We start from the raw sequence: 19,370 nt of genomic DNA, 5'->3' as shown, positions 1-19,370 counted from the left end.
ACGATTCCATCAAGCTGTTGCATCGACCGGTTGAATCCGCAACCCGTATCGGCCAGTTGTGTCGGCCCTCTATCCGCCCAAAACCGGATGGGAAGAAGACACTCAGGAATAATCAAGGCAGTCAGCGTTCGTCCGCGCCGCGCGCACCCTTAAGCCGTTTGAGAAACCATCGACCCGCAGGGCCGGGCGGTGTGTCTTTCCGATACACCGCAAACATGGCAATCGGTGGCGTATGCGGTTGAAAGGCCTCGATCCGCAAAGGAATCAGAGTGCTGGCATCTAGGTCCGCCTGGACCATCGCCATCGGCATGTGACCCCACCCGAAGCCAGCACGCAAGAACGCATGCTTTGCGCCCAGATCCGCAAGCCGCCAGATCTGAGGCGAGAAAACGCCGAATGTCGAGCCTTCTGTGAGCGTCGTGCGGTCGGTGAGCACCAACTGCACATGGTCGTTCAAGTCGCGGGGCCGGATAAGTCCCTTGTGGGACGCCAGGGGGTGTGACGGCGCAGCGACCGTGACCATGGCTACGTCCAACAGCTTCTCCGCCTCCAGCACCTCCGGAACCGCCGGCATCGAACCGCTAATGCCAAGCCGGCAAGCCTGTCCCAGCACAGGTTGCATGACGGCGCCAAGCGCCTCGACGTAGAGCCGCAGCGGTGTATGAGGAAATGCCTTCCGGAATGCGCCGACGGCATCGGTCAACGATGCCATGGGGTACATGACATCCACGACGACCGACAACTCGGGCTCCAGCCCGTCGGCAATGGCTCGCGCTTTCGATTTGAAACCGTCCATGCCGCTCACCACCAGGCGAGCCTGTGCCAGCAGGGCGGCCCCTTCCTCCGTCAGCCGAGGATAGCGGCCGTTGCGATCGAAGAGCTGAACGCCGATCTGCCCCTCCCGATTGGCCAGCGTATGGCTGACAACCGACTGCGCACGCCTGAGTTTGCGGCCCGCAGCGGAAAAGCTGCCTTCGTCGGCGGCGGCAATGAATGTGCGGAGCTGGTCCAACGAGACAGCATCGAGCATGTATCTACCATATAGATGGATGTTATCTAGAGATATAGGCTTCCTGGATAGGTGTCAAGTCTCTAATCTTCGTACATCCACTCTTTGAAAAGGATGATCAACATGAACTCGAACCTCAATGCCCACCCGGCAATTCCTGCCATCGGCCGCATCTTCATCGCTGCCATCTTTCTCATCAGCGGCATCGGCAAGCTGATGGCGCCTGGCGCCACGATGGCGTACATCGGCTCGCTGGGACTGCCCGCCCCTGCGCTCGGCTTGGTGGGCGCCCTGGTACTGGAACTGGCTGGTGCCGTGCTCCTGGTGGTCGGCTATCGGACTCGCCTGATCGCCCTGCTGTTGGCGGCCTACGCCGTGGTGACCGCGCTGATCTTCCACCATGCGCTGGCAGACCAGAATCAGATGTTCCACTTCCTGAAGAACCTCGCCATGGCCGGTGGCTTGTTGCAGGTCGTGGCGTTCGGCGCCGGCGCGTTCAGCCTGGACAACCGTCGCGCGCTGGCCGAGCGGGTCATCGCCTAATCGCGGGCACCAAAAGAGGAAATGCATCATGACCATCGCAACAGAACTTTTGCAACAGCACCTCCAGTGGCTGGTTGACGACAACCAGCAATGGCAGGAATTGATTGCTGACGACATCGTGTGGGATCTGCCCTATGCACCGAGCCTTGGCCATCCGTTGCAACTTGACGGCCGGGAGTCCGTGCTACGGCACGTGAGCTGGTTCGTCGGCGCGGTCAAGGACTTTCGCTTCTTCGATACGGTGGTCACCGCCACCGACGACCCCCAACATGCCATCGCCCGCGTGCGGGCCGAAGGGTTGATCGCTGCAACCGGGCGGACCTACCGGCAAGAGTACGTGGTCTTCCTGACCGCGCGTGACAGACGGATTGTCCATTTGCGGGAGTATTTCGATCCGGTACAGGCCGCGCTTGCCCTAGACGCTCCGATTGTGGGCGTCCCTTCGAGGAGCATCTGATGAAAGCCATACAAGTCGCTGCCTATGGCGGCCCGGACGCCATGACCCTCGCCGAACTGGACGATCCCGTTCCCGGCGATAACGAGGTCCTGATCGATGTCGCCGCTGCCGCAGTGAATCCGATCGACTGGAAGATCGTCAGTGGCGCCATGAAAGCGTTCATCCCGCTTCCCTTGCCCTTCACACCCGGCGTGGATGCCGCCGGCACCGTCGTCGCAGTCGGGCGCAACGTCACCACGCTGGCGCCGGGGGATGAGGTCATGGGGTTCATTGGCATCGTCGGCGCCTATGCCACCCGGGCTGTGGTGGATGCCAGCCGCCTGGCGCGCAAGCCAGGGCGGCTGAGTTTCGCCGAGGCGGCCGCGATGCCCGCAGCGACGCTGACGGCCTGGCAGGCGCTGCACGAACACGGTGCGTTGCAGGCCGGTCAAACGGTCCTGATCCATGCCGCGGCGGGCGGCGTGGGGAGCGCGGCAGTGCAACTGGCGAAGCTGGCCGGCGCGCACGTCATCGGCACCGCTTCGGCTGGCAATCGCGAGTACGTGCAAAGCCTCGGTGCGGCGGCGTTCATCGACTACCGCGCGCAGGATTTTGCGGAGCAAGCCTCCGAGGTCGATCTGGTGCTCGACCTCGTCGGCGGCACAACGCAGGCGAGGTCGTGGTCGGTGCTGAAGCGCGGCGGCACTCTGGTTTCCACCGTCAGCAAGCCGGATGCCGAGCGCGCCGGCAACCCGGCACAGGTAACCGGCAGGCATTTCGCGACCCGTGCCGATGGCCCGCTGCTTGCCGCGCTGGCCGCGCTCCATGCGTCCGGCGAGGTGCGCACCCATGTCGATTCGGTCTTTCCTCTTCAAGAGGCAAGCCGTGCCCTGGCAAGGAGCATGGGCGGCCACGTACGGGGGAAGGTGGTTCTGGATGTGGCCGCCTAGCGAGCGCCTAGGTACCGAAGCGGACCGCCGGCGAGAGCGTGAATGATTCGCGCATGTCACGCACTTCCTCGACCGGCGTCCGGCCAAACAGGCGCTTGAACTCCCGGCTGAATTGGGACGCGCTTTCGTAGCCGACGCGTCCCGCTGCCGCCGCTGGCAGCCGCTTCCGCAGCCGCCACTTCGCGCATCAGCCGCTCCAACGAGCTTTCTTCCTTCGCCTTGGCATCGATGCCGTAGGCTTCGCGCTCCAGCTTGATGAGGTTCGCCAGCGTGCGCGACAGCGATTCCAGGCTCTGCACGTTGCCCGTGCCCCCTCGGCTCAACGCCAGTGATCAAAGTCAAGGTCGCCTCACGCGTGCAGGCCCATCTTGACGACTTGCCTCGCAAGTAGCCGGACGTCGCTTGCACCGACCGGCGCAACGCAATTTCTGTATAGGCAAATATTCCTTGCCTTGCCAATTTAACGCCCATACAATAAATAGATGCCGCTTGTGTTCGATCCGGTCAAGGATCTGGCCAACCAGATCAAGCATGGCGTAGCGCTGACACTGGCCGAAGCGTTTGAGATGGACGGTGGCGCTGATCCGGGACGATCTGCGCTTTGCATACGGTGAAGGGCGCATGGTCGCTACCGGCCTGATCGGCAACCGTGTGTTTGTGATGGTCTACACGATGCGAGGCGAAACGATGCGCGTCATCAGCCTGCGCAAAGCCAACCGCCGCGAGGTATTGAAGTATGTCGACGAAACGCAGGATCCATATCCCGACTGACACCGAGGGCAAGGCGCTGACGCGCGCCGCGCAGGCAGACCCCGACAACCCGCCGCTGACCGATGCCGAACTGGCGCGCCTGCGGCCCGCGCGGGAAGCGCTGCCCAGGCTGGTCGGCGACAAGGCGGCACAGGCATTGCTGCGGCCCCGCGGCCGGCCGGCGCTGCCGCCGGATCAGCGCAAGGTCACGCTGAACATGCGTGCCGACCGTGATGTCGTCGAGGCGTTCAAGGCCACCGGTGAAGGATGGCAGACCCGCATCAACGATGTGCTGCGTGCCTACGCCAAATCGCACCGCATGCTGCCCCGTAGCTGACCACCGCAGACCGGTGGTTTGTGCAACGCGCAACAGCCAACCCAGAAGTAAATATCTTCTACTTGGCAGCCGATCTATGTATCTCTACGATGCCCTGACACGCTGCCGCCCGGCGGCGCGTACCGAGCCGGCCAAGCCGCACCCATAACGCGGACACCCGGTCCAGGGCTATTACTTTCTTACCCGGGGGGTCTGATGGATACGTTGATCGGGACAGACAACCGCTGGCCGCCGCAGACTGCGGGCGACGAGCGCGGATTGTGGAAGAGCACCATGGCCGCGGCCAGCCACGCGCTGGGGGCGGCGGGGCGGGTGCAGCAGGCGGTCTCGCAGACGCTGAAGCTGCAGCACAAGATCCGTGCGCTGCGCGACGAGCTGCACCAGATGGAGGCCGAGCGCGACGTCTACCGCGAGCTGCATGCGCGCACGGTCGAGGAGCTGCACCAGGCGATCGACCGCAGCCCGGCAGAGATCCGGCGGCTGCGTGCAGAGACCGAGGCCATGCAGGTGCGCCACCGCGCCTACAAGCTGCTGGTGCAGCACTACATGCGCCTGGGCACGCCGATCGATCCCGCGGCATTTGCCGAGCAGCGCGGCCGCGTGCAGCAGCACATCCTGTTCCAGCGCCGCAAGGGCATTCCGGTGGCACAGATCAGCGTCGAGGACATCGCGTTCCTGCTGCGCTGAGGCGCAACGCTACGACGCCGGCGCGGGCAGCCGGTCGTCGCTGACGACGCGGTTGCGGCGGTGCTGCCTGGCATCGTCTAGGTGCCGGTCCGCAACCGCCAGCAAGGCATCAAGGGCCAGCGGCACGCCCACCTCGGATTCCGCCACGGCGGCGGCGCAGCAGCGATTCGAAACCCAGTGTCAGCACACAACAAAGTCGCCGCGCATTGACGCACCCGGGCCCAGACGGAACACTGTCGCGAGGCGCGCGCACCCCCTGCGCGCCGGTCTTGCCACTGTTCCGCCACTGTTCGAGGCGTCGTCTCAGGCGACGTTGTCCATCTTGCCGCTGCACCTTCTCCCCGCCGTTTTTGCCGCCGGTTTTTCCGCACGCTTGCGGCCGGTCCCTTGCCACGTCCGTGCGCCGCTGCACAGCGCCGGCACAGCGCAGCGATGAGTACGCTGGCACGCCGCCTGGTGGCGGAAGGTCTCGGCACCGCCCTGCTGGTGGCGATCGTGGTGGGTTCGGGCATCCGTGCCGAGCGCCTCGCCGCCGGTGATACCGCGCTGGCGCTGCTGGCCAATTCGCTGGCGACCGGTGCCGGGCTGGTGGCCTTGCTGGTATCGCTGGGCCCGGTCTCGGGCGGGCATTTCAACCCGGTGGTCAGCCTGTCGGCGCTGCTGCAGGGCACGCTGGCGCCGCGCGATGTGCTGCGCTATGTGCTGGTGCAGGTGGCGGGCGGAGTCTGCGGCGTGCTGGCCGCCCATGCGATGTTCGGCGAGCCGGCGCTGGCCTGGTCGGCGCAGAGCCGCACCGGCGCAGCGATGTGGTGGAGCGAGTGCGTGGCCACCTTCGGCCTGGTCGGCGTGGGCATCGGCACGTTGCGCAGCCGGCCGCAGCTGGTGCCGTTCGTGGTGGCAGGCTATATCACCGCGGGCTACTGGTTCACGTCGTCGACCTCGTTTGCCAACCCGGCGCTGACCATCGCCTGCGCGCTGACCGATACCTTTACCGGGATCCGGCCGCAGGACGTGCCGGGCTTCGTGCTGGCCCAGATCGGCGGCGGGCTGAGCGCCACGCTGCTGTTCCACTGGCTGTGCCGCAAGCCCGCTGCGGCCACCACCGCTGCCACGGCGCAGGCCGACTGGCGCGCTGCGCCCGCCAGCGCCCCTACCAGCGCCGATTGAGCTGCACGCCGAAGATCGAGCCGCCCGCCTGCGAGGCCCACGCGTCGGCCGGCGCGGTGTACCCGATGCCTTCGACGTCGCTGGCGCGGCTGTAGGTGTAGAAGGCGCGCAGGTTGGCATTGCCGGCCGACTTGCCCAGCGTCAGCGTGGGCGCCACGGTCAGCGCGGTGCGCTGGCCGCTGACGCCGAAGCCGGACGAGATCTGGTCGTGCGAGACCTCGAAATTCAGGCGGAACTGGTTGCTCGCTATGTAAGCAGGACGCAAGCGCGTGGTGGTCCACTGCAGCGTGCCGAGCGGCGACCGGTCGAACTGCAGGCTTTGCTCCACCGCGCCGCTCAGCCCTGAACGGCCCTTCCATTCCATCGATTCCGCCACGCGCGTGCGCGACAGCGCCGGTCCCATGCCGGTGTAGCCGCTCATGGCGTTGCGCGATCCCGATCCGAACTGCACCCCGAGGCGGTTGGTGCCGAACAGCACGCCTTTCTGCTCATGCAACGCAGACGCCCACCATGCACCGCCGTTGTCTTCCACCAGCGGCTGCGCCTCCACCCGCGTGAAGCCGAGCTGGACCGACCCCTGTTCGTTGGTGTTGATGGGCGCGGTGCGCAGCGAGTGGTAGCTGGGCAGGTTCTGGCCGTTCTGGTCGGCGCGCGCGGTGTACTGGTAGCTCAGGCCGATATCGCCGATCACCTTGGCGTTGTCCACGCCGAAGCGCATCGCCGTGGAATTGGGCGGCAGCAGGCCGGACGACAGCAGGAACGGCGCATTGTCGCGCCGGCCGGCCCACATGGTGGCGCCGTCCAGCACTGCCAGGCCGCTGACGGCGGTATAGAACTGCGGCACCAGGGCATAGGGATCGATCGCCGCGGGGCGGCCATTGACCGTGGTGGCGTCGGTGCCGCGCGCCTGCGCGATCAGCATCACCTGCGCGCCGCCGTCGAGGTCCAGCACCGATTCGCGGATCTTGACCTCACCAGCGCTGCGGCAGGCCAGGCCGTTGCCGATGCCGGTGGAGAGCGCGCCGCCGGGGCAGGCGCGCATGGTGGCCGGGCGTTCCTCGGCCGCGGCGCGGCCGCTGTAGCCGAGGCGCCACACGGAATCCCCGGCGGGGTCGTCAGCGGGCAGTTGCGAGTGCAGCACCGGCGGGGCGTCTGGCGGGGTGCCACCGGTGGCGCTGTCCGCCGGCTGGGCAGGCGCCTCGGCCTGGAACTGGCCGAGGCGGGGCGGGAACAGCACCAGTGGCGGCGGCTGCTGGGGTGGCGGTTCGGGCGGGCCGACGAAATTGGGATCGGCAGCCGGGCTGGTGCCGGCCAGGGTTGCCGGCGCGCTGCCGTCAGGCGGCACGGCAGGCTGGGCAGCCAGCTCGCCCGTGGTGCCTTGCGCCGGTGCCGCCGGCACGGTCACGCTGGCCGCGGGTGCCGCGTCGCCGGCAATCAGCGCCGCCAGCGGGTCCTCCGTGCTTGCTGTGGCCGGCTTGGCAGGCCGGGCGGCTTGCGCCGCATCCGCGGTCACCACCGGCGGCACCGCCGGGCGCGGTTCGATGCGCGGCGGCGGCGTGGTGGCACTGGTGGTCGCATCCCCGGTCTGCGCGCACGCGGCCAGGCCCCACGCGGCCAGCACGGCAAAGCCGAGGCGGCGCAGGGGCAGGCCACCGCCTCCGGCAGGGCCGGCAGGGCCGAGACAGAGCGGTGTGGCGGGAATTCGACGGGAGACTGGCGGCAATTCGGACAGTAATTCAGGCAAGCAACAACGATGGCCGGAGCAGGCAAGGGCTCCGGAGGCGGGACTGTTTTTTATCAGCCGACCCATTTGACCGCAAGCCGGGTTACAAAATCCATCACACTATGCGACGTCTCACAATGCGAAAAAACCCCGGATATGGCGCCATTGACTAGCGAAAACCCGCACTTGGACGGTACCCCGTGGCGAAAGAGCCACCGCTATAATCGGCTGGCTTGTCTTTCGGGTAAGACAGCCCTTTGCCGTGGGCCGCGCGTCAGGCGCCCGGCATGCAGGGCACGCCGCCGTGCCCGTTCGCAACAGGCACAGCGTTGCGCAAGCCGCTGTACCCCGGCGGCTGGTGCGTCACGGTCCGGCCCGCGGCATCATGCAAGCCGCGCGCCTGCATCCGAATCAATATCTATAAGAGGAGAAGTGGAGATGGAACGTCGTTCCTTCCTGTTGAAAGCGTCGGCCGTGGCCGCCACCGGGGCACTGGCCGCGTGCGGCAAGAGTGAAGAGAAGGCAGCGCCTGCCGCCGCCAGCGGCCCGGCAGCGCCGGCCGTGGTCGGCAGCAACCCGGCCGTGGAATGGCGCCTGGCCTCGAGCTTCCCCAAGTCGCTCGACACCATCTTCGGCGGTGCCGAGCTGCTGTCGGCCCGCGTCAAGGAACTGACCGACGGCAAGTTCAACATCAAGGTGTTTGCCGCCGGTGAAGTCGTGCCGGGCCTGCAGGTGCTGGACGCGGTGCAGAACAACACCGTGCAGATCGGCCACACCGCCGGCTACTACTACTTCGGCAAGAACCCGACGCTGTGCTTTGACACCACCGTCCCGTTCGGCCTGACCGCACGCCAGCAGAACGCCTGGATGCTGCAGGGCAACGGCATGAAACTGATGCGCGAGTTCTTCAAGGAATACAACGTCATCAACTTCCTGGGCGGCAACACCAATGCACAGATGGGCGGCTGGTTCCGCAAGGAAATCAAGACCGTGGCCGACCTGCAGGGCCTGAAGTACCGCATCGCCGGCTTTGCCGGTGTGGTGCTGTCGCGCCTGGGCGTGGTGCCGCAGCAGATCGCCGGCGGCGACATCTATCCTGCGCTGGAAAAAGGCACCATCGACGCGGCCGAATGGGTGGGCCCGTACGATGACGAGAAGCTGGGCTTCTACAAGGTCGCGCCGTACTACTACTACCCGGGCTGGTGGGAAGGCAGCGCGCAGCTGTCGTTCTACGCCTCGGCCACCGAGTTTGGGAAGCTGCCGGCGCTGTACAAGCGCGCGCTGGAAACCGCCACCATCGAGGCACACACCACCATGATGGCCAAGTACGACACGGTCAACCCGCAGGCGCTGGCCCGATTGCTGGAAAACGGCGTCAAGCTGCGCCCGTTCTCCAAGGAAATCATGGAGGCCTGCTTCAAGGCGACCCAGGAATCCTACGCTGACGAAACCGCCAAGAACCCGTCGTTCAAGAAGATCTACGACGACTGGCGCGTGTTCCGCAACAACCAGGCCGCCTGGTTCAACGTGGCCGAGCAGGGCTTCGCCCAGTTCAGCTTCGCGCGCAAGCTGTAAGCGGCACACGGCTCTGGTCCGTCCGCGGCCTGCCGCAAACCCCATGTTCCCTCGGGAGCATGGGGTTTTTTGTTGGCCACGGCACGCGGGCGCCCGCCGGGCGGGGATCGCGCGGCGCCGGTAGAATCGCCGGCATCTACCGGAAATCCCTATGCAACTCGGCATTCTCTACGCCCTCCTGGCCTACGTCATCTGGGGGCTGCTCCCGCTCTATATCAAATCGCTGCCCGGCATTGCACCGCTGGAGATCCTGCTGCACCGGATGGTGTGGTCGCTGGTATTCCTCGGCCTGATCCTGACGTGGCGGCACCAGTGGGCGTGGCTGGGCCGGGTGCTCAAGGACCGGCGCCTGCTGCTGTCGTTCGCCGCCAGCGCGGCGCTGCTGTGCGCCAACTGGTTTCTCTATATCTGGGCGGTGTCGGCCAACCGCGTGGTCGATGCCAGCCTGGGCTACTTCATCAACCCGCTGTTCAGCGTGCTGCTGGGCGTGGTGTTCCTGCACGAGCGGCTGCGCCTGGTGCAATGGCTGTCGATCGCGGTAGCCGCGGCCGGGGTGGCCTGGCTGACAGTGGCGGCAGGCCAGCTGCCGTGGATCGCGCTGGGGCTGGCGGCCAGCTTCGGCGGCTATGGCCTGCTGCGCAAGACCGGCGCGCTGGGTGCGCTGGAAGGGCTGTCGCTGGAAACGCTGCTGCTGTTCCCGCTGGCCGCAGCGGCGCTGGCCTGGCTGTTCGCCACCGGCCAGGACAGCTTCACTCACGCAGCGCCGGGTACGCAGTGGCTGCTGCTGCTGGCCGGGCCGGTGACGGCGGTGCCGCTGCTGTTCTTTGCGGCCGGTGCGCGGCGCATTCCGCTGTCGCTGCTGGGCCTGCTGCAGTACACCGGGCCGACGCTGCAGCTGCTGCTGGGCGTGTGGCTGTGGAACGAGCCGTTCCCGGTGCAAAAGCAGGTCGGCTACGCGCTGATCTGGCTGTCGCTGGCCTTGTATGCGGCCGAGGGGCTATGGATGAATACGCGGCAGAAGCCCGCCACCATCCAGTCGATCAATGAAACGAACTAAAAAGCAAACCATTTCATTCATCGCGCGGATAACCGATACGGTGCCTGGCCACCATGTCTGCCCCGCCTGATGCCACGCCCGCGGTCCAGCGCAAGATCATTCATTGCGACTGCGACTGTTTCTACGCCTCGGTCGAGATGCGCGACGACCCGTCGCTGCGCGGCCGCCCGATGGCCGTGGGCGGCTCGCCCGACCGGCGCGGGGTGATTGCCACCTGCAACTACGAAGCGCGCGCCTTTGGCGTGCGTTCGGCAATGCCATCGGCACAGGCGGTCAAGCGTTGTCCGGACCTGCTGATCGTGCGCCCGGCGATGGACAAGTACCGCGAGGTTTCTCGCCAGATCTTCGCGATCTATCGCGAATACACCGCGCTGGTCGAACCGCTGTCGCTGGACGAGGCCTACCTGGACGTAAGCCTTTGCACCCGCCACGCCGGCAGCGCCACCCGCATCGCCCAGGAAATCCGCCAGCGTGTGCGCGATGAAGTGGGTGTGACGGTATCGGCCGGGGTGGGCCCGAGCAAGTTCGTGGCCAAGATCGCCAGCGACTGGAACAAGCCCGACGGGCTGTTCGTGGTCAAGCCGGCGGCAGTCGATGGCTTTGTCGCCGCGCTGCCGGTGGAGCGCATCCACGGCGTAGGCAAGGTCACCGCGGCCAAGCTGCGGCGCCTGGGTGCCGAGACCTGCGGCGACCTGCGGCCGTGGTCGCCGGACCGGCTGCACCGCGAGTTCGGTGTCTTCGGGGCGCGGCTCTACAAGCTGTGCCGCGGCGTCGACGAGCGCGAGGTCACGCCCGAGCGCGAGCGCAAGTCGATCAGCGTGGAAGAGACCTATGCCGACGACCTGCCCGACCTGCAGGCCTGCATGGCCGAGCTGGAATCGCTGATCGCCATGCTCGAAGCGCGCATTGACCGGGCACAGGCACACGACACCATCGACAAGCTGACCGTGAAGCTGCGCTTCTCTGACTTCCGCCAGACCACGGTGGAATGCCGCGGCCACGCACCGGACCGCGCCGTCTATGCGCGCCTGCTGGCCGAGGGCCATGCGCGCCGGGGCTTGCCAGTGCGGCTGCTGGGGGTCGGGGTGGGGACCAGCGACCGGGATACATCGCAGCTGGAACTGTTCGACTGAGCGCAGGATTATTCAAGCGAATAATCAAACCGCATAAAATTATGATTCCACGATAAATCGCATCAATAAACCAGCTACTGCAGGTCGTTGCGCATCACCAGCAGCCATGGCATATGTGAATTGGTGATGCCATCGAGCCGGCCCGAATCGCCCAGCTCGATCTCCTCCATCGACACCGACTGCTGGACGTTGCCGCCGATGGCACGCACCACGCGCGTGGCCGGATCCACGCCGACCACAATGTCGCAGTGCATGGGCGTGGTGCCGAAACCGATTTCGGCGATGTCCTCGAGATAGCGGTCGCGCCCGCGCCCGGCGCAGATGATGTCGCCGGGTCGGGGCATGGCGGGCACGGGCTCGATATGGAAGGCCGGCCTGGGCAGGATGCCGTCGCGGGCATCGACCACGTACATCGAGTGCGACTGCCCGGTCAGGAACTGGCGCTCGTCCAGCCCCGCCTTGCGCAGCACCCATGAGATAAACACCGCCGACCAGGCCCAGGATCCCTGGGTCACTTGCCGGCAGCCGGGCGCTTCGCCGACGATGCTCCAGTAGCGGCGCGCCAGGGAGCAGCCCAAGGGCGTGGCTTCCATGCCGGTGCCGTCCGGAAAGGACAGGCAGCTGGCCACGGGTGGGGGATTGCCGTTGGTTTTGGATTCGGTGTCGGTGGTGGCGGCAGCGGGCACCCCGGCCACCGCGGGGGACAGTGGCTGGGCCTCCGGGATCTCTGGCAGTGGCGCAGGCAGCTCCGGTGCGGGCACCGGGCTGTAGGTGACGCAGGACGTGTCGTCCCGGCCCAGCCGCACCACCTGCCCGCCCCAGCGGGTCCATTCCTGCGTGGCAATCTCGACGATGCGTTCGCGCGGCGTGGCGCCCGGGCGTGTCACCGGCCTTTCGGTGTCGGGCAGGGCGCGCGCCTGCGGCCGCACTGGCTCGCTGACGGTGGTGCAGGCACTCAGCAATGCCAGCGCCACGGCAACGCAAGCCGCGCGCATGGCGCCCGCAGCCTGTGGAGAAAGCTGTGGAACCAACTGTGGAAAGCGCTGTGCATAACGCTGTGGAGATCTGCGGCGCGGCGGACGGGCGAGCATGGAGGCCCCATGTGGCACGGCACCCGGTCCGGCCTGTCACGGCCACGGCTGGACGCCTGTTGGAAGACTTCGCGCGCGATCGCCCCGATGGCGGATTCAGCGATGCGGCGGATACTGCAGAAAATCAGCTTACCGCTGTGGATAACGTCCCCCGCCTGGCGCTCGCCTGCGCCCTCGGGCACCGGGCGGCGGCATGGCGGGGTCTGACAATTCGGGCCCTGCAGTGCAGCCCGTCAGGCTCACTGGTTGACAGCGTCCTTGAACTTCTGGCCTGCCTTGAACTTCACGGTCTTGGCTGCTTCGACCTTGATTTCTTCACCGGTACGCGGGTTGCGCGCCATGCGCTCGCCACGCTCGCCCTTGCTGAACGTGCCAAAGCCGATGAGGCTCAGCGTGTCGCCCTTGGCCACTGCGTCCATGATGGCCGACAGGGTCACGTTCAGTGCCTGTTCCGCCTTGGCCTTGGTCAGACCGTCCACCCCGGCTGCGATAGCGTCGATCAGTTCGGTTTTCGTCATGCTTCACTCCGTATCGAGTTGATAAAACACAGGCGTCCGCATGCCGGGCGGCCTGGCTGGCACCGCTCCGGCAAAGACGCCGCGGGCCACATGATACCGTGTCGGGCAAGGCGCACCGGGAACAGATTGTTACCTGGCAGTTTCCGCGAGGCCGCGCCAGGCTGGGCTTCGCGGCAACTCGACGCAGCCGGACGCAGCCATGGCACGTGGGGGAAGGTGACGAAAGCGCCCTAAGGTGACAGGGCAGGGCACCCGGGACTCGCGCAACGCGATGGAGGCCATTGCACCTTATCCATCCCTCGCCAGAGGCTCTCAGAGGCCCTCTGCGCACGCCCAGGCGTATTGGACAGGGTTGGAGAGCCAGCGCCGGCCGCAAGCGCTTGCAGGGGCTCTGCGAGTCTCGCAGACATAAGCTGCACTATGTTGCATGTTGTCGGATCACCGGCCTGGCGGTGGACCACACGGCTATTCGGCGCATGCATGGCGCCTTGCGGATCGGTTTACGCCCCGCCTCCTCTCCTGGTGCCGGCGTATACGCGCACGTTGGTGTGATTGGGCGTATACGCCCAAGGTATACGCCCCCTTCAAACCCGAAGTCTCGCGCTATTGCAACGTTTACGGCCCTGGCTATTCGGATGATGCTTTGGACGCCTTCTCTTTTGCTGACGCGCTGCCTCGTTCTTTCGGTTTACCTTTTTCTTTCATGTATACAAATAGTAGTAGTAAGTAAACACCCGCCCCCTCTGTGGAAAACCGCGTAAACGTCTTTCTGTTCAACGGTTTACGTAAACGAGAAGTGGTCGTATCCAATGTTGGCCGAGGTGGATGACTCAGCCCGATGGGCGAGGCTGGTGCCGAACCCCCTCCGACTTATGCCTGAGGCATCCCCATGCCAGCCCCAGGCAGCCCACATCGAATCCGCGTGCTTGTCCACAGTTCGGGGCGGGGTTATCCACATGCGCGCAGGTAAACGAGCGTCGCGGTTAGGGTGAAAATGGGGGTGCCGTATACCTGTCAACTGCACCCAAAGACGTATACGGTGACGGCGCCGGCAAAGGGGAGGTGCGCCGGGGGGGGGGGTGCGTATACGTGTCACGGTTGCGCCGGTATCATCCCCGATCGCGCCGGAACGCCCGGCACAGCGGGCCACTCAGGCACAACAGGCGACGAGCACGGAAAGGCAAATGGCGGACAAGGCAAAGCGCAAGGCAGCAGGCGAGGGCAAGAAGAAGACGGCGAGCGACCGGATCGAGGTGCGCCAGTCAGGCGTGCACGGCAAGGGCGTCTATGCGATCGGCCCGATCGCCGAAGGCGAACGCGTGATCGAGTACAAGGGCGAGCACATTTCGTGGAAGAAGGCGCTGGAGCGCCATCCGCACGATCCCAGCGATCCCAACCACACTTTCTACTTCAGCCTGGACGACGGCAGCGTGATCGACGCCAAGTACGGCGGCAACCGCGCGCGCTGGATCAACCATGCCTGCGAACCCAACTGCGAGGCGCGCGAGAAGAAGGGCCGCGTGTTTATCCACGCGCTGCGCGACATCGCCGAGGGAGAGGAACTGTTCTACGACTACGGCCTGGTGATCGACGCGCGCTATACCGCCAAGCTGAAGAAGGAATTCGAGTGCCGCTGCGGCAGCCCGCAATGCCGCGGCACCATGCTGGCACCGAAGGAAAAGAAGAAGGCCAAGTAAGGCGCGCGTCTCGACCCGCGCCGCTGCCAGCGCAGCAGCGGGTCAGGCCACCGATCCTGGCGGTTCGCAGGGGATCCGGATCACGAAGCGCATGGCCGGCCGCCGTTCGGGCCCGTCCGCGGCCGCCACATCGCCAGCACCCGGCACTGGCGGCACGTCCTCGATGCGGATGGTGCCCTGGTGCAGCGTCACGATCTCATGGACGATGGCCAGCCCCAGCCCGGCGCCGCCGCTGTGGGCCGCGCGCCCGCCGCCCGGTTCGGGGGCGCGGTCGCCGCGGAAGAAGCGCTTGAAGACTTCCTCGCGCCGCTGTGGCGGGATGCCGGGGCCGTTGTCTTCCACCATCACCACCGCCATGCCGCGGTGACCCATGGCCTCGCCGCCGGCGCGCACCGTGATGCGCCCGCCCGCGGGCACGTACTTCACCGCGTTGTCGATCAGGTTGGACAAGGCCTCGCGCATCAGCAGCCGGTTGCCGCGCACCACGGCGGGCGCGCTGCCGGTGAAGGTGGGGCCGGGCAGGATCTCGAAGCCCAGGTCGATGTGTTGCGCCAGCGCCTGCGGCACCCATTCGGCGCCGGTTTCGAAGGCCAGCTCGGCCAGGTCGAAGTGTTCCACCGGCCCGAGACGCTCCAGCGACAGCCCCGGCTCGGCGCGCGCCAGCGACAGCAGCTGGTTGGACAGCCGCACCGCGCGGTCGGCGGCGGTCTGCACCTCGCGCAGCGCATGCCGGGCGACTTCCAGCGAATCGGCTTGCTGGGCCCGGTCGGCATGCAGCTTGACCGCGGTCAGCGGCGTGCGCAGCTGGTGTGCCGCATCGGCAATGAACTTGCGCTGCGCGTCGAGCGCGTCGCGCAGCCGCGCCAGCAGCGCATTGAGGCCGCGGATCAGCGGCGCCACCTCGGCCGGCACCTGGGTCTCGTCCAGCGCGGCGAGCGAGCGGGCAGTCTGCCGGTTGAGCTTGTCGGCCAGGATCTGCAGCGGCACCAGCTCTTCCTTGAGCACGTGCGACAGGATCAGGCTGCCGACCAGCAGCAGCAGGATCAGCGGCACCGACACCGACAGCAGGATCTCGTTGGCGGCGGTCTCGCGCCGGTCCAGCAGCTCCGCCACCTCCACCACGATTGGCCCGCGCGCGGCCTTGCCGGCCTCGCTGGTGCCGAGTTCGTCCACCGCGGCACTGGGCAGCATCACAGGCAGCCGCACCGCGCGCACCTGGCGGCCGCTGAACCAGGCGTAGAACAGGCGCGCGTCGTGCAGCGTGGTCTGGCCGGTGCCGTAGCCCAGCCAGGTGTCCATGCCGCCGATCAGCCCGTCGGGGCCGTGGATGCGCCAGTAGATGCGGTCGGTGCCCTCGGCCTCGACCAGCGTCTGCGCGATCATCGGGATGTCCTGCTCCAGGCGCGGGCCGGCAATGCGGATCTGCTGGGCGATGTTGTTGGCCACGCCATACAGCGCGCGGTCAAACACCTGCGTGGTGTAGTGTGCCGCCAGCCAGTACGACAGCGAGCCGCTGGTCAGCACCAGCGCAAACAGCGGCGTGGCCAGTGCGCGCAGCAGGTGCACGCGCAGGCTGATGTTGGAGCCGGGGCGGGAGGCCTGGCGCGTCGCCGCGGGCATAGGGCTGGCGCCGGCGGCGTCAGCCGCGGCGGAAGATGGGGGCACGTTCCGCGTTGCGATGCGGGAGGCCGTGCGCCAGGAAACCCGGGAAGAGGTGCGGGAGCGAGGCCACATTGCCGGCTAGGCCGAAGGACGGTGCCGCGTGTCGGATGGCCGCGGCGGCCGGAGCGGTTTCATTGTCCGGCGCGGATCTGCAGCAGGTAGCCGAAGCCGCGCACGGTGACGATCTCGACATCGCTGTCCTCGAGCTTCTTGCGCACGCGGTGCACATAGACTTCGATCGCGGTGTCGCCCACGGTGTCGCCGCCCTCGCCGGCGGGGTGGGCAAAGGTGGCCAGGTGGTCCTGCAGCTGCGCCTTGCTGACCACGCGGCCCTGGCGCTGCAGCAGCAGTTCCAGCACCGCGAACTCGCGCGGCGAGAGCTCCAGCGGGCGGGCGTCGATAAACATGCGGCGGTCGTTGCCCGACAGCCGCAGGCGCCCCAGGCGCACGTCGCGCTCGGGTGCGGCCTCGCCCTGCTGGCTGCGGCGCAGCAGCACGCGCACGCGCGCTTCCAGCTCGGGCAGGGCGAAGGGTTTGATCAGGTAGTCGTCGGCGCCGGCGTTCAGGCCCGAGAGCTTGTCTTCCAGCTCGTCGCGCGCGGTCAGGATGATGACGGGGGTGGTGCGGTTGCGGGCGCGGTAGCGCGCCAGCAGGGTCATGCCGTCGATGCCGGGCAGGCCCAGGTCCAGGATGACCAGGTCGTGCTGCTCGCGCAGCAGGTGTTCGGTGGCGTAGACGCCATCGTGGACGACGCGCACCTGGTGGCCGGCGCGGGACAGGCCGGCTTCGACGCCGCTGGCAATCTGGCGGTCGTCCTCGATCAGCAGGATACGCATGGCGGCAGCTCGGGTAGGACGTTGGGCATGGCTGGAGGGAAGGCCTCTTGGCGCACACGGAAGGTGCGGGCCTGCCGCAGATTGTACTAGGCGCGGGCCCCCGCTTCCTTACGGATAGCCTACAGCTGCCCGATCCGGCTGCCGCCGTGCCCGCGCTTAGTCCGTTACCGCGTCGGCGGCGCGCTCGATGAAGTGGGCCAGATCGATGTCGCGCTGGGTGAGGCCATTGGCATCGTGCGTGGACAGCGTGATGTCGACCCGGTTGTAGACGTTGAACCATTCCGGGTGGTGGTCGGCCTTCTCGGCCTGGATCGCCACGCGCGTCATGAAGCCGAAGGCGGCATTGAAGTCATGGAAGGTGAAGCGCTTGAAGATCGCGTCGCGGTCCGGGACGGTGGTCCAGCCGGGCAGGTCTGCCAGCAGCGTGGCACGGGCTTGCGGGGAAAGAGGGGTCATAGGGGGCTCGATCTGGTCGTAACGAAAACGAAGGCCGCAAATCATGCGGACAGCCGGCCCGCCCGCGCCGTGGCGGCGGGCATGCCGGCATTGTTTCACAAAGCGCGAAGCGGGGCAGGGCCGCCGCGGGTTTGCCGGGGAGGGTCGGATCAGATGTCTTCGGTATCGGCCCAGCCTTCGCGGGTGCCGACATTGAGCACCTGGTCGCCCGGCGCCACGTCGCCCGCGCCCAGCGTCGGCTGCGCGCGCAGTGCTTCGTAGAGCGGCGCAAAGTCCGGCCGGGTGGCGTCGAACAGCTGTTCGAAGCTGTCGATCACGAAATAGGTCTTCTGGAAGGTGTCGATGCGGTAGCGCGTGCGCATGATGCGGCGCACATCGAAGCCGATCCGGTTGGGGCTGGCCGAATCCAGGCTGTAGACCGACTCCCCCTGGCTCGACAGGATGCCCGCGCCGTAGATGCGCAGGCCCTGCGGGGTGCGGATCAGGCCGAATTCAACCGTGTACCAGTACAGCCGCGACAGCATCTCCAGCGCGCCCAGCCCGGCCGCCTTCAGGCCGCCCTTGCCGTAGGCCTCCATATAGTCGGCAAAGACCGGGTTGATCAACAGCGGCACATGGCCGAACACGTCGTGGAAACAGTCCGGCTCCTGCAGGTAGTCCAGCTGCTCGGGCTTGCGCATCCACCAGCTGGCCGGAAAGCGGCGGTTGGCCAGGTGCTCGAAGAACACCTGGTCCGGCACCAGGCCGGGCACGGCCACGACCTGCCAGCCGGTGGCGCGCATCAGGGTTTCGTTGAGCTGGTCGAAATCAGGGACGCGGTCCTTGTCCATGCCCAGGGTAGCCAGGCCCTGCAGGAATTCATCGCTGACACGGCCCTGCAGCATCGCGGCCTGGCGCTCGTACAGCTTGCGCCAGATGGCGTGGTCGGTGCTGGTGTAGCGGTGCACCGGCTGGGCGATGGTGAAGTCCGGGCGCAGTTCCTGGCCGGACAGCAGGCCGGCGTCGAACTGTTCCCTGAGCTTGTCGGTCAGGGTGCCCTGGAAGGCGCCGGGAGCTTCAGTGGCCGTGGCGATGGACATGGTGCGCGTCTCCTTGTTAATGCGTGCTTGCTGCATCGGCGGCAGCATGAATGCGGATTTACTGCGTAGTTTAGACAGTCAGGCATGCAGAATGGCCGCAAAATCCGCTGGTTTTGGTGTAATGATGCATATAATGTGCATCATTAAAGTAAAGAATGCGGAATTTGTGTATGACTGTCCCCGGCATCTCCCTGGACCCCTTCGACCTCGCGCTGCTGGCCGTCCTGCAGGCCGACGGCCGCACCACACACCAGCAGCTGGCCGAACGCGTGCACCTGTCGCCCAGCCAGGTCGGGCGCCGGCTGGCGCGGCTGGAAGCCGACGGCGTCATCACCGGCTACCGCGTCAACCTGTCCTCGCAGGCGCTGGGCCTGGGGGTGATGGTCTTTATCAGCGTCAAGCTGGCCCACCATGCCGACACCATCATCGAACGCTTCCGTGAAGAGATCCTGCTGCTGGAAGAAGTGCAGGAGTGCTATTCGGTGGCCGGCGAGGCTGACTACCTGATCCGCGTGGTCGTGCCCGACCTGCCCACGCTGGCCGAATTCACCATGAAGCGGCTGATGCGCGTGCCCGGCGTGGAAAGCGTGCGTTCGAATATCGTGCTGACCGCCATCAAGTGCGACGGCCCGCTCCCGTTGTCGCACCTGCGCTGAAACTTTTC

20 protein-coding genes and 1 pseudogene are annotated in these 19,370 nt (G+C 66.7%); 12 read left to right on the top strand and 9 right to left on the bottom strand.

Translation table 11 applies throughout. From position 1 onward, the window contains the following. Positions 1–121: 121 nt before the first annotated feature. On the bottom strand, positions 122–1,030 hold the full coding sequence (locus A3A5_RS0118545) for a LysR family transcriptional regulator (RefSeq protein WP_018312038.1): 909 nt from the start codon (positions 1,028–1,030) through the stop codon (positions 122–124). A 93-nt stretch (positions 1,031–1,123) separates the two neighbouring features. Between A3A5_RS0118545 and A3A5_RS0118540 the strand changes: the two genes are divergently transcribed. From A3A5_RS0118540 to A3A5_RS0118530, 3 genes are read left to right on the top strand one after another with little or no spacing between them, the layout of a single operon-like run. Next, complete coding sequence (locus A3A5_RS0118540; protein ID WP_018312037.1) at positions 1,124–1,552, top strand: DoxX family protein; 429 nt, start codon at positions 1,124–1,126, stop codon at positions 1,550–1,552. Between the two features lie 28 nt (positions 1,553–1,580). Then, a complete protein-coding gene (locus tag A3A5_RS0118535) occupies positions 1,581–2,009 on the top strand; it encodes a nuclear transport factor 2 family protein (protein ID WP_018312036.1) in 429 nt (142 codons plus the stop codon). Then, on the top strand, positions 2,009–2,938 hold the full coding sequence (locus A3A5_RS0118530; RefSeq protein ID WP_018312035.1) for an NADP-dependent oxidoreductase: 930 nt from the start codon (positions 2,009–2,011) through the stop codon (positions 2,936–2,938). Before A3A5_RS0118535 ends, A3A5_RS0118530 begins: the two co-directional genes overlap by 1 nt. Before the next feature lie 7 nt (positions 2,939–2,945). On the opposite strand, the pseudogene A3A5_RS43430 reads toward A3A5_RS0118530, so the two are convergent. Beyond that, positions 2,946–3,092, bottom strand: a pseudogene (locus A3A5_RS43430) (AraC family transcriptional regulator); the annotation flags it as partial. A 419-nt stretch (positions 3,093–3,511) separates the two neighbouring features. On the opposite strand from A3A5_RS43430, the gene A3A5_RS38910 reads away from it, so the two are divergent. The 4 genes from A3A5_RS38910 to A3A5_RS0118500 all read left to right on the top strand — a co-directional run bounded on the left by A3A5_RS38910 (position 3,512) and on the right by A3A5_RS0118500 (position 5,879). After that, on the top strand, positions 3,512–3,709 hold the full coding sequence (locus A3A5_RS38910; protein WP_018312033.1) for a BrnT family toxin: 198 nt from the start codon (positions 3,512–3,514) through the stop codon (positions 3,707–3,709). Further along, positions 3,675–4,025, top strand: coding sequence for a BrnA antitoxin family protein (locus tag A3A5_RS0118515; RefSeq protein WP_018312032.1), 351 nt, complete (start codon positions 3,675–3,677; stop codon positions 4,023–4,025). The genes A3A5_RS38910 and A3A5_RS0118515 overlap by 35 nt, the downstream gene beginning before the upstream one ends. Before the next feature lie 195 nt (positions 4,026–4,220). After that, on the top strand, positions 4,221–4,712 hold the full coding sequence (locus A3A5_RS0118510; protein WP_026200900.1) for a hypothetical protein: 492 nt from the start codon (positions 4,221–4,223) through the stop codon (positions 4,710–4,712). A 432-nt stretch (positions 4,713–5,144) separates the two neighbouring features. Next, positions 5,145–5,879 (top strand): MIP/aquaporin family protein, encoded by a 735-nt coding sequence (locus A3A5_RS0118500; RefSeq protein ID WP_018312029.1) that lies wholly within the window; start codon positions 5,145–5,147, stop codon positions 5,877–5,879. Here the strand turns inward: A3A5_RS0118500 and A3A5_RS0118495 are convergent. Next, the gene (locus A3A5_RS0118495; RefSeq protein ID WP_018312028.1) at positions 5,863–7,500 is read right to left on the bottom strand and encodes a carbohydrate porin; all 1,638 of its coding nucleotides are present in this window, start codon (positions 7,498–7,500) and stop codon (positions 5,863–5,865) included. The genes A3A5_RS0118500 and A3A5_RS0118495 overlap by 17 nt on opposite strands. Positions 7,501–8,040: 540 nt before the next feature. Here A3A5_RS0118495 and A3A5_RS0118485 point away from each other — a divergent pair. From A3A5_RS0118485 to dinB, 3 genes are all read left to right on the top strand, one after another. Beyond that, the gene (locus tag A3A5_RS0118485) at positions 8,041–9,177 is read left to right on the top strand and encodes a TRAP transporter substrate-binding protein (RefSeq protein ID WP_018312026.1); all 1,137 of its coding nucleotides are present in this window, start codon (positions 8,041–8,043) and stop codon (positions 9,175–9,177) included. 151 nt (positions 9,178–9,328) lie between these two features. After that, on the top strand, positions 9,329–10,234 hold the full coding sequence (gene rarD / locus A3A5_RS0118480; protein WP_018312025.1) for an EamA family transporter RarD: 906 nt from the start codon (positions 9,329–9,331) through the stop codon (positions 10,232–10,234). A gap of 53 nt (positions 10,235–10,287) precedes the next feature. Next, positions 10,288–11,367, top strand: a complete 1,080-nt coding sequence (gene dinB / locus A3A5_RS0118475) for a DNA polymerase IV (RefSeq protein WP_018312024.1) — start codon at positions 10,288–10,290, stop codon at positions 11,365–11,367. A 74-nt stretch (positions 11,368–11,441) separates the two neighbouring features. On the opposite strand, the gene A3A5_RS0118470 is transcribed toward dinB, so the two are convergent. Then, positions 11,442–12,458 carry a DUF2272 domain-containing protein gene (locus tag A3A5_RS0118470; RefSeq protein ID WP_026200898.1) on the bottom strand — a complete coding sequence of 339 codons (1,017 nt, stop codon included), beginning with the start codon at positions 12,456–12,458 and terminating at the stop codon, positions 11,442–11,444. A 239-nt stretch (positions 12,459–12,697) separates the two neighbouring features. After that, positions 12,698–12,976 carry an HU family DNA-binding protein gene (locus A3A5_RS0118465; RefSeq protein ID WP_012354324.1) on the bottom strand — a complete coding sequence of 93 codons (279 nt, stop codon included), beginning with the start codon at positions 12,974–12,976 and terminating at the stop codon, positions 12,698–12,700. 1,184 nt (positions 12,977–14,160) lie between these two features. On the opposite strand from A3A5_RS0118465, the gene A3A5_RS0118460 reads away from it, so the two are divergent. Next, a complete protein-coding gene (locus A3A5_RS0118460) occupies positions 14,161–14,673 on the top strand; it encodes an SET domain-containing protein (protein ID WP_018312022.1) in 513 nt (170 codons plus the stop codon). Between the two features lie 42 nt (positions 14,674–14,715). On the opposite strand, the gene A3A5_RS0118455 is transcribed toward A3A5_RS0118460, so the two are convergent. The 4 genes from A3A5_RS0118455 to phhA form a co-directional block, all read right to left on the bottom strand. Next, positions 14,716–16,293: a sensor histidine kinase N-terminal domain-containing protein gene (locus A3A5_RS0118455; protein ID WP_018312021.1), complete on the bottom strand. Its 1,578-nt coding sequence runs from the start codon at positions 16,291–16,293 to the stop codon at positions 14,716–14,718. 173 nt (positions 16,294–16,466) lie between these two features. Continuing rightward, positions 16,467–17,171, bottom strand: coding sequence for a response regulator transcription factor (locus A3A5_RS0118450; RefSeq protein WP_013958427.1), 705 nt, complete (start codon positions 17,169–17,171; stop codon positions 16,467–16,469). Between the two features lie 156 nt (positions 17,172–17,327). After that, the gene (locus tag A3A5_RS0118445) at positions 17,328–17,627 is read right to left on the bottom strand and encodes a 4a-hydroxytetrahydrobiopterin dehydratase (RefSeq protein ID WP_010811305.1); all 300 of its coding nucleotides are present in this window, start codon (positions 17,625–17,627) and stop codon (positions 17,328–17,330) included. A 149-nt stretch (positions 17,628–17,776) separates the two neighbouring features. Next, the gene (gene phhA, locus A3A5_RS0118440) at positions 17,777–18,706 is read right to left on the bottom strand and encodes a phenylalanine 4-monooxygenase (protein WP_026200896.1); all 930 of its coding nucleotides are present in this window, start codon (positions 18,704–18,706) and stop codon (positions 17,777–17,779) included. A 170-nt stretch (positions 18,707–18,876) separates the two neighbouring features. Between phhA and A3A5_RS0118435 the strand changes: the two genes are divergently transcribed. Then, positions 18,877–19,362, top strand: a complete 486-nt coding sequence (locus A3A5_RS0118435) for an Lrp/AsnC family transcriptional regulator (RefSeq protein ID WP_018312018.1) — start codon at positions 18,877–18,879, stop codon at positions 19,360–19,362. Positions 19,363–19,370 lie beyond the last annotated feature (8 nt).

This window comes from Cupriavidus sp. UYPR2.512, from assembly GCF_000379565.1.
Lineage (GTDB): Bacteria > Pseudomonadota > Gammaproteobacteria > Burkholderiales > Burkholderiaceae > Cupriavidus.
The sequence above is the reverse complement of the archived record's forward strand: the minus strand, read 5'-3'. Positions and strand labels throughout refer to the sequence as shown.